General features: G+C 61.5%; 9 protein-coding genes. 5 read left to right on the top strand and 4 right to left on the bottom strand.

Going from position 1 to position 9,324, the window contains the following annotated elements; genetic code table 11:
• Positions 1-123 precede the first annotated feature (123 nt).
• Complete coding sequence (locus PXK07_RS16035) at positions 124-498, bottom strand: hypothetical protein (RefSeq protein WP_274849378.1); 375 nt, start codon at positions 496-498, stop codon at positions 124-126.
• 301 nt (positions 499-799) lie between these two features.
• Positions 800-1,975, bottom strand: a complete 1,176-nt coding sequence (locus tag PXK07_RS16030) for an acetyl-CoA C-acyltransferase family protein (RefSeq protein ID WP_274849377.1) — start codon at positions 1,973-1,975, stop codon at positions 800-802.
• A 109-nt stretch (positions 1,976-2,084) separates the two neighbouring features.
• Here PXK07_RS16030 and PXK07_RS16025 point away from each other — a divergent pair, with 109 nt between their 5' ends.
• The 4 genes from PXK07_RS16025 to tdh all read left to right on the top strand — a co-directional run bounded on the left by PXK07_RS16025 (position 2,085) and on the right by tdh (position 6,042).
• Positions 2,085-2,651 carry a helix-turn-helix domain-containing protein gene (locus tag PXK07_RS16025; protein WP_274849376.1) on the top strand — a complete coding sequence of 189 codons (567 nt, stop codon included), beginning with the start codon at positions 2,085-2,087 and terminating at the stop codon, positions 2,649-2,651.
• A gap of 171 nt (positions 2,652-2,822) precedes the next feature.
• Positions 2,823-4,010 carry a glycine C-acetyltransferase gene (locus PXK07_RS16020; RefSeq protein ID WP_274849375.1) on the top strand — a complete coding sequence of 396 codons (1,188 nt, stop codon included), beginning with the start codon at positions 2,823-2,825 and terminating at the stop codon, positions 4,008-4,010.
• Complete coding sequence (locus PXK07_RS16015; RefSeq protein WP_274849374.1) at positions 4,007-4,966, top strand: PLP-dependent cysteine synthase family protein; 960 nt, start codon at positions 4,007-4,009, stop codon at positions 4,964-4,966. The genes PXK07_RS16020 and PXK07_RS16015 overlap by 4 nt, the downstream gene beginning before the upstream one ends.
• A 26-nt stretch (positions 4,967-4,992) precedes the next feature.
• Entirely contained in the window at positions 4,993-6,042 is a 1,050-nt protein-coding gene (tdh, locus tag PXK07_RS16010; protein WP_274849381.1) for an L-threonine 3-dehydrogenase, read from the top strand.
• A gap of 244 nt (positions 6,043-6,286) precedes the next feature.
• On the opposite strand, the gene PXK07_RS16005 is transcribed toward tdh, so the two are convergent.
• The gene (locus PXK07_RS16005; RefSeq protein ID WP_274849373.1) at positions 6,287-7,018 is read right to left on the bottom strand and encodes a metallophosphoesterase family protein; all 732 of its coding nucleotides are present in this window, start codon (positions 7,016-7,018) and stop codon (positions 6,287-6,289) included.
• A 277-nt stretch (positions 7,019-7,295) separates the two neighbouring features.
• Between PXK07_RS16005 and PXK07_RS16000 the strand changes: the two genes are divergently transcribed.
• Positions 7,296-7,592 carry a hypothetical protein gene (locus PXK07_RS16000; RefSeq protein ID WP_342455883.1) on the top strand — a complete coding sequence of 99 codons (297 nt, stop codon included), beginning with the start codon at positions 7,296-7,298 and terminating at the stop codon, positions 7,590-7,592.
• 71 nt (positions 7,593-7,663) lie between these two features.
• On the opposite strand, the gene serA is transcribed toward PXK07_RS16000, so the two are convergent.
• Positions 7,664-9,262 (bottom strand): phosphoglycerate dehydrogenase, encoded by a 1,599-nt coding sequence (serA, locus tag PXK07_RS15995; protein WP_274849371.1) that lies wholly within the window; start codon positions 9,260-9,262, stop codon positions 7,664-7,666.
• Between the last annotated feature and the right edge of the window lie 62 nt (positions 9,263-9,324).

The raw sequence follows: 9,324 nt of genomic DNA, 5'->3' as shown, positions 1-9,324 counted from the left end.
AACCGATTGGCAAATCACGCTCCAAGACCCAAACTCGGGGAAAGCTGGGCAACACCAGCCAGTTTCCACACAGCCTCCGGACTTTGCTTCCGTTCGCGTCTCTCGCTTCACCAACCGCTTTTGTCAGACCTCCACCTCTTCAACAAAATAATCATGATTTACCCCAGCCATCATTAGTGTCTTTCCGAGCGGAATTTGAGCGTCCCTCGCGCGATTATAGACCCCTATCGGATCCATAGTCTCCGGGTCAGCGACCAACCCATCACGAGCTTGTTCACGACGATGCTCCTCGCGCATGTCAATTACTTGAAAAGGATCATAGAAACGCTTGGAGTTTGATCGAAGGCAAGAGCTGATCACGGCGTCATCATCTAAATCTTGGCATATTAGCCTCTCCAGACAAAGACGCAGATTAACACTTTTGGGAGCGCGCAATTGCTTCAAAATGTTGCCGTCGCTTGCGTACCGGATGATCAGATACTCGGTCTGCTTGGCCATTGTTCCCTCTTCAACCTTAGAACCACCGATATTTCCATGCGAGTATAGCTGACATCCACACCGAGCGCATAATTGATCAATCACGGGCTCGAACCGGACCAACACGATTTGCAGATACTCCCTTGAAACAACAAACCAGCTCTCCCGCGCGGATTTGCCCTCCTTTCGGAGGTCTGCATCCCCTTGGGCCCGGCTCGACGCCTTTGGCGTCGAGCCGGGCCCAAGGGCGCAAGGCGTGCGGCGGCGCAGCCGCCGGATCCCGAGCGCGCGCGGGAGTGCCACGCGCGCTGTCTGTGATGGATCAGAGGCGTTCGATCGCCATGGCAATGCCCTGACCGCCGCCGATGCACATGGTGATGAGGCCCAGCTTGCCGCCGGTGCGCTCCAACTCGTACAGAGTCTTGATGGTGATGATGGCGCCGGTTGCGCCCACCGGGTGTCCCAGCGCGATGGCGCCGCCGTTCGGGTTCACTTTCGCGGGGTCCAGACCCAGCTCCTTGTTCACCGCCAACGCTTGGGCGGCAAAAGCCTCGTTCGATTCGATCACGTCGAAATCGCTGGCCTTGAGGCCGGTCTTCTTCAAGAGGTTCTGCACCGCGGGAACCGGGCCGATGCCCATCACCTCGGGCCGCACACCGGCGTGGGCATAGCCCACCACACGTGCCTTGGGCTTCAGACCCGCCTTTTCAGCCGCCTCGGCCCGTGCCAGAACAATCGCCGCCGCGCCATCGTTGATGCCCGAGGCGTTGCCCGCGGTCACGCGACCATCCTTCTGGAACACCGGACGCAGCCCCGCCAGCGCATCCAGCGAGGTCGCCTTGGGGTGTTCATCCACCTCGAATGGCACCATGTCACGCTTGACCTTCACCTCGACCGGTACGATCTGGCTGGCGAAGTACCCGGCCTCGATCGCCGCCGCCGCGCGGGTCTGGCTGGCGAGCGAGAATTCATCCATCTGCTCACGGGTGATGTCGTGTTCGTCCGCGACGTTTTCAGCCGTCACGCCCATGTGGCCGGTGCCAAAGGGGCAGTTCAGCGCGCCCAGCATCATGTCGAGCGATTTCACATCGCCCATCTTCGCGCCCCAGCGCTGCTGCTGCATGATGAAGGGGCTGCGCGACATGTTCTCGGCGCCGCCGGTCAGCGCGAAATCCGCATCGCCTAGCATCAGCGACTGGATGCCCGAGACGATCGCCTGCGCGCCCGAGCCACAAAGCCGGTTCACGTTCATCGCCGGGGTGCCATTGGGCACACCCGCCTGCATCGCCGCCACGCGGGACAGGTACATATCGCGCGGTTCGGTGTTGATCACATGGCCAAAGACCACATGGCCAATCTGTTCCGGCGCCACGCCAGAACGCTCCATCGCCGCTTTGGACGCTGCGGTCGCCAGATCGATGGGCGCGGTATTGGCCAGCGCGCCGCCGAAGGTGCCGATGGCGGTGCGGGCACCATCCAGGATCACGATATCTGTCATTTTCTCTCTCCTCACGAGTCAGTTGCGCGCATTATGCAGATGCAGCATCCGCTGTCTTGCCAAACGTGCCGTCATTGACATTTTTCTACATCGGGCGCAGGCTTCCGTTATGTCGGACAAAACAGACGATATCCTGACACTGCTGCCCGCGCGCCTGAAAGAGGCCCGCCGCGCCAAGGGTCTTAGCCTGGAAGCGGTGGCGCATCTGTCGGGGGTTTCTCGCTCCATGGTGAGCCAGATCGAACGCGGCGAGAGCAGCCCCACCATTGCCACCCTGTGGAACCTCACCCGTGCGCTGCAGGTGGATTTTGCGGGCTTGCTGGATTCCGGTGACAAGGCGGATCGGATCGAGGTCTTGCGCGCAGGCGATGTGCCCACCATCGACAACATGGGTCAGGGCTGCCGGATCCGCATCCTCTCCCCGCCCGAGGATGCTGGCGGGCACGAGGTCTACGACATCGCATTCGACGCAGGCGGTACCCTGGACAGCCAGCCTCATGGGCGCGGCACGGCAGAGCATCTGACAGTGCTGGAGGGCGATATCAGCGTCACATCCGGCGGCGCCCATATGCGCCTGCACGGCGGGGACACAGCCCGCTACGCCGCCGACATTCCCCATAAGATCACCGCAGAAGGTGGCGCGGCCCGGGTGTTTTTGATCGTCAAGAACGGTTGATTTCTAACCCGCGGGCTAAATCTGCATGACCTGTCGCGCATATGGCAGGCACGCGGTTTCCCCAACCTTCTAATCCGGTTTTACGGATATTTTTCCGCAATGATGAATTCCCCTATTTCGGAAACACCTCCGTTATGATAGATTTCATCTGATCGCAGAAGGAATCCCACCATGGCATCTGCCTTTTTGACCGATATTTCCAACACCCTGGACAGCATCAAGGCCGATGGTCTGTACAAGAAAGAGCGAATGATCACCTCCCCGCAGGGGGGAGAGATCACGGTGGGCGGTCATGAGGTGATCAACCTTTGTGCCAACAACTACCTTGGCCTGGCGGATCATCCCGATCTGATCGCCGCGGCGCAGGGCGTGATGGAGGGCAAGGGGTTCGGCATGGCCTCGGTCCGGTTCATCTGCGGCACCCAGGACATCCATCGCGAACTGGAGCAGAAGCTGGCCAAGTTCCTGGACAAGGATGACGCCATCCTCTTTGCCGCCTGTTTCGATGCAAACGGCGGGCTGTTCGAACCGCTGTTGGGGCCAGAGGATGCGATCATTTCCGACAGCCTCAACCATGCCTCGATCATCGACGGGGTGCGCCTTTGCAAGGCGAAACGCTATCGATACCTCAACAGCGACATGGACGATCTGGAGGCCTGGCTGAAACAGGCCCGCGAGGACGGTGCGCGCCATATCATGATCGCCACAGATGGCGTCTTCTCGATGGATGGCTACCTGGCCAAGCTGCCCGAGATCCGTGCGCTGGCGGACAAATACGATGCCGTGGTCATGGTGGACGATTGCCACGCCACGGGCTTCATGGGGCCAAATGGCGCGGGCACGCCGGATCATTTCGGCGTCGATGTGGACATCCTGACGGGAACATTGGGCAAAGCACTTGGGGGGGCCATCGGCGGTTACATCGCCGGGCCGCAGCCAGTGATCGACCTCCTGCGGCAGCGGGCGCGGCCCTATCTGTTCTCCAATTCGCTGCCGCCCTCCATCGTTGCCGCCGGGATCGAGGCGCTGCGCCTTGTGGAAGAGGGCGCAGAACTGCGCGCGCGCCTGTTCGAGAACACAAGATTCTGGCGCGCAGGGCTGGAAAGCCTCGGCTTTGATCTGTTGCCGGGCGAGCATCCCATCGTGCCAATCATGCTGGGCGAGGCACAGTTGGCTCAGGATATGGCGGCGCAGCTCTTTGACGAAGGGGTCTATGTCTCGGGCTTCTTCTTCCCCGTCGTACCGCGTGGACAGGCGCGCATCCGCACCCAGATGAACGCGGCCCTGACGCGGGACGAGCTGGAACGTGCCCTCACCGCCTTTGGCAAGGTGGGCAAATCGCTGGGGGTGATCCAATGAGCCACCCTCTTCCCTCGGTCATCGATGCCATCGGTAACACGCCGCTGGTTGAACTGTCGCGCCTGACGGCGGATCTAGGCCTTGAAGGGCGCATCCTCGCCAAGCTGGACTACCTGATGCCCGGCTTCTCAAAGAAGGACCGCGCAGCCCGCGCCATCATCGAGGCCGCGCGGGCCGATGGCTCCCTTTCTGAGGGGCAAACCGTGGTCGAGCTGACCTCGGGCAACATGGGCACCGGGCTTGCCATCGTCTGCGGGGTGCTGGGCCATCCCTTCGTGGCAGTGATGAGCGCGGGCAATTCCGTGGAACGCGCCCGGATGATGCGCGCCCTCGGCGCCGAGGTGGTGATCGTGCCGCAGGCGGCAGGCAGCCGTGCGGGCGAGGTTTCGGGCGCCGATCTGGCATTGGTGGAGGAAGCAGCCCAGCGCCTGACCAAGGACCGGGAGGCCTTTCGCGCCGATCAATTCGCCCACCCGGGCAACCCGGCCGCCCATGCCAGCGGCACCGCGCCCGAGATCTGGCAACAATCCGGCGGCACCGTCACCGCCTTTTGCGATTTTGCGGGATCGGGCGGCACCCTGGGCGGCGCGGCGCGGTTCTTCGCTGGACAAGGCGTGCGTTCTTATGCGGTGGAGCCGACAGGCGCAGAAGCCCTGGCCGGATGCGCAGTGACCCGCCCCGAACACCCGATCCAGGGTGGCGGCTATGTGATGGCGGATCTGGCGCATCTGAAAGACATCCCGCTAGCCGGGTATCTTTCCGTTTCAGGAGAAGAGGCCGAGACCCATGCCCGCTTGCTGGCCCGGCGCGAAGGCATCTTTGGCGGCTATTCCTCGGGCGCCAACCTTGCTGCCGCGATCCAGCTGCTGCGAGGCCCGGAAAAGGGCGGCACCGTGGCCATCGTGATCTGCGACAGCGGCCTCAAATATCTTTCCACCCCGCTATGGGAGGGCTGATGATGAGCCACACAGGTGCAAACACGATGATCGCCCTGGAGAAATCCAGGCCCGAAGAAGGCCTGTGGATGGTGCAGGCGCCGGTGCCGGAGATCGGCCCCGATGATGTGCTGATCAAGGTCAACATGACCGGGATCTGCGGCACCGACCTGCACATCTGGAACTGGGACGGCTGGGCGCAGCGCACGGTGCCGGTGCCCCTGATCACGGGCCACGAATTCGCAGGCGAGATTGTAGAGCTGGGCCGGAACGTGACGGATCTGACGATCGGCCAGCGCTGCTCAGGCGAGGGTCACCTGATCGGCCACCATTCGCGCCAATGGCGGGCCGGAAAATTCCACCTGGACCCCGAAACCCGCGGTATCGGTGTCAACGAACAGGGGGCCTTTGCCCAGTACCTGCGCCTGCCCGCCTTCAACGTGGTGCCCCTGCCCGACGACATCCCGGATGAGATCGGCGCGATCCTCGACCCCCTGGGCAATGCAGTGCACACGGCGCTCAGCTTTGATCTGGTCGGAGAGGACGTGCTGATCACCGGCGCGGGCCCCATCGGCATCATGGCCGCGGCCGTGGCACGGCACGTGGGCGCGCGCCATGTGGCGATCACCGACGTGAACCCGGACCGGCTGGCGCTGGCAGAGCAGGTCGCAGATGTGCGCCCCGTGAATGTGGCCAAGGAAGACCTGCAAGACGTGATCGCGGAGCTGGGCATGCGCCAGGGGTTCGACGTCGGGCTGGAAATGTCCGGCAATCAGGCCGCGCTGGATCAGATGGTGGAGGCCCTGGTGATGGGCGGCAAGATCGCGCTTCTGGGCATCCCGCCCGGCAAGTCCCCGGTCGATTGGAGCCGCATCGTCTTCAAGGCGATCACTCTGAAAGGGGTCTACGGGCGTGAGATTTTTGAAACCTGGTACAAGATGATCGCCATGCTTCAGAACGGTCTGGATGTCCAAAAAATCATCACGCACCGATTCGGAATAAAAAGTTTCAAAATGGGATTTGAAGCAATGAAATCAGGGCATTGCGGCAAGGTCATCCTGGATTGGAACGTGCCGGATCCCAGTCAGTCTTCATGAGCCGAAAACACCATAAAACATTGGCATTCAAGGGAATTCAGAAGCGCACCAAGGGGCGCATGAGGTGCTATCAGGTGGAGGATTTGAGTGTGGCTGGCACCGAAACACATCATCCCAGAACCGAGAAGAAAAACAGAATAACGCTGGCAAAATGGTCACCAGCCACATTCACAATCTAGCATGCTTCCCTTAATGATGCGAAAAGAAAGTGGCCTGTTGTGCGCAAAATGAACATCTAATTAGGTTAGCTCGGACCTAGCCTTTTGCGCCCCTCATCGCTCAGCACCCAGCAGTCCTTGCCCTCAAAGACGGCTGCCGTCAGGGGGTGGCCAAAGCCCGCGCCGCTGTCAAGATTGACGCGATTGCCGCGATGTTCGGCTTGTGGGACATGGGTGTGACCATGCACCACCAGCCAGGGATGGCGACGGCGATCGTTCAGAAACTCTTGGCGGATCCAGATCTTGTCATCCTCGCTCTGCTCGGCCAGCGGCAGCCCAGGTCGAATGCCTGCGTGAACGAACAATAGCCCGTCCGCCTCGTGATGGCTGGGCAGGCCCTGCAGAAAGTCGCGGTGGTTTTCGGGCACAGCACCGCGCGCCTCGGCATGCACTTCGTGGATGCGCGCGCCCTCCGGCACCTCCACGCCATAAGAGGCCAGCGTCTCCACCCCGCCGATCTTGTCGTGCAGCCAGTGATAGCCGACCAGCAGCCGGGCATCGTTGCGCGGGTACTCCTCCACGAACATCGAGAACATGCGGTCATGGTTGCCCATCAGGCAGGTCCAGTTCCTGCCCGCCGCCTGGCCCTCGATCAAGAGATCCAGGACACCCCGGCAATCGGGGCCACGATCCACGTAGTCCCCCAGGAACACCACCTGCGCGTCAGGGCCGCCATCCGCCACGATCCGCTCCAGCGCCTGTTCCAGCATCTCGCGCTGTCCGTGGATGTCTCCAATGGCGTAGATCGGCGCGGTCATGAGGTATCTCCTTGGTTGCAATGCAGAATAGATGACCCATGCCCGCCCGCATCACAAGGGGCCCAGGCGCTCGGAAAAACTGGATTACAGCCGAAAATCCGGCCACACTGCTTCGAACTGTCGCACTCAAGACCGGTATTCCAGCGGCACGGAAACGATGTGACAGCCAAGGATAACGAGTTCAACAGGGGGGAACTGACCAATGAAGGGACTATCATCGGCTTTCTTTTTGATCGCAGTCATTTCGGCACTTGGCGGCATGGCATGGGGGATTCACATGGCCGCGTCCGGCGATCACGGCCTGTCCCCAGCGCATGGGCATCTCAATCTCATCGGCTGGGTCAGCTTTGCGATCTTCGGCTTTTTCTACCACCTGGTGCCGGAGGCAGCCGAGGGTGTACTGCCAAAACTGCATTTCGGATTGTCCGTTGCCGGTCTAGGCGTGATCGTTCCGGGCATCGCAATGGCAATCTCGGGCCAGAATGACGTTCTGGCCAAGCTCGGCTCGGTCCTGACCCTGGCGGGCATGGTGGTGTTCCTGATCGTGGTGCTGCGCGCCCGGACGCGCGGCTGATATCCAGCCTGAACGGAAAAAGCCGCCCCTTTGCAAGGGCGGCTTCCTAAGTCTTGGCTTGATCGCGCAGATCAGTTCACGTCGAACTCAAGCGGCTTGATCTGGTTGAAGAGACCGGTTTCCGCCAGCTTGGCGCGGGCCTCGGCGGGGACCAGACCGTCGACGTACAGCAGCGCGATCGCTTCACCGCCGGCCACGGCGCGGCCCAGGGTAAAGTTCGCGATGTTGACGCCATGATCGCCCATGGTCTTACCCAGGGTGCCGATGATGCCCGGCACGTCGTTGTTGGTGGTGTAGAGCATGTGCTCACCCACTTCGGCGTCGATGTTGATGCCCTTGATCTGGATGAAACGCGGCTTGCCGTCCGAGAACACGGTACCCGCGATGGAGCGTTCGCGCGTCGGGGTCGCGACGGTCACCTTCACGTAGCCTTCAAAGGCACCGGACTGTTCCTGGTTGGTGGTCGATACCTTGATGCCGCGCTCCTTGGCGATCATCGGGGCCGAGACCATGTTCACATCCGGGTTGATCGACTTCATGATCCCGGCGATCAGCGAGCAGTTCAGCGCCTCCAGATTCATCTCGGCCGCGCAGCCATCATAGAGGATGTTGATCGCCTTGATCGGCTCATCATCGGTCATCTGGCCAATGAAGGCACCCAGATGCTCGGACAGTTTGATCCACGGGCCCATGACCTTGGCTTCTTCTGCAGTCACCGACGGCATGTTCAGCGCGTTCTCGACCGCGCCGGTCAGCAGGTAGTTCGCCATCTGCTCGGCCACCTGCAGGGCGACGTTTTCCTGCGCCTCGGTGGTGGCGGCGCCCAGGTGCGGGGTGCAGACCACGTTGGGCAGGTTGAACAGCACGTTCTCCTTCGCAGGCTCTTCCGAGAAGACGTCGAAGGCCGCACCGGCGACATGGCCGGATTTCAGCGCCTCTGCCAGCGCCTCTTCATCGACCAGGCCGCCGCGGGCACAGTTGATGATGCGCACGCCTTTCTTGGTCTTGGCGAGGTTTTCTGCCGACAGGATGTTCTTGGTCTGGTCGGTCAACGGCACGTGCAGGGTAATGAAGTCGGCGCGGGCGAGCAGCTCGTCCAGCTCGACCTTCTCGACACCCATCTTGTCGGCCTTCTCCTGGCCGAGGAAGGGGTCATAGGCGACGACCTTCATCTTCAGGCCACGGGCACGGTCGCAGACGATGCCGCCGATGTTGCCGGCACCGATCACGCCCAGGGTCTTGCCGGTGAGCTCGACGCCCATGAACTTGGACTTTTCCCACTTGCCCGCGTGGGTGGAGGCCGATGCCTCGGGGATCTGACGCGCCACGGCGAACATCATCGCGATGGCGTGTTCAGCGGTGGTGATCATGTTGCCGAAGGGCGTGTTCATCACGATCACGCCTTTTTTCGACGCGGCTTCCTTGTCGACATTGTCGGTGCCGATGCCGGCGCGACCAATCACCTTCAGGTTGGTGGCGTTCTCGAGGATCTTCTCGGTGACCTTGGTGGCCGAGCGGATGGCAAGACCGTCGTAGTTGCCAATCACCTCGGCCAGCTTGTCCTTGTCCTTGCCAAGGTCGGGCTGGAAGTCGACCTCGATGCCGCGATCGCGGAAGATCTGAACGGCGGCTTCGGAGAGTTTGTCGGAAATGAGTACTTTGGGGGCCATGTCTGGTGGTCCTTTGTGCGGGGGCCTTTGGAAAGGCCGTCAATTTTGAACGAGGGAAGCGT

This window comes from Phaeobacter sp. QD34_24, from assembly GCF_028890115.1.
Taxonomy (GTDB): Bacteria; Pseudomonadota; Alphaproteobacteria; order Rhodobacterales; family Rhodobacteraceae; genus Phycobacter.
Note: the sequence above shows the minus strand (reverse complement) of the source record. Positions and strands in the feature narration are given on the sequence as shown.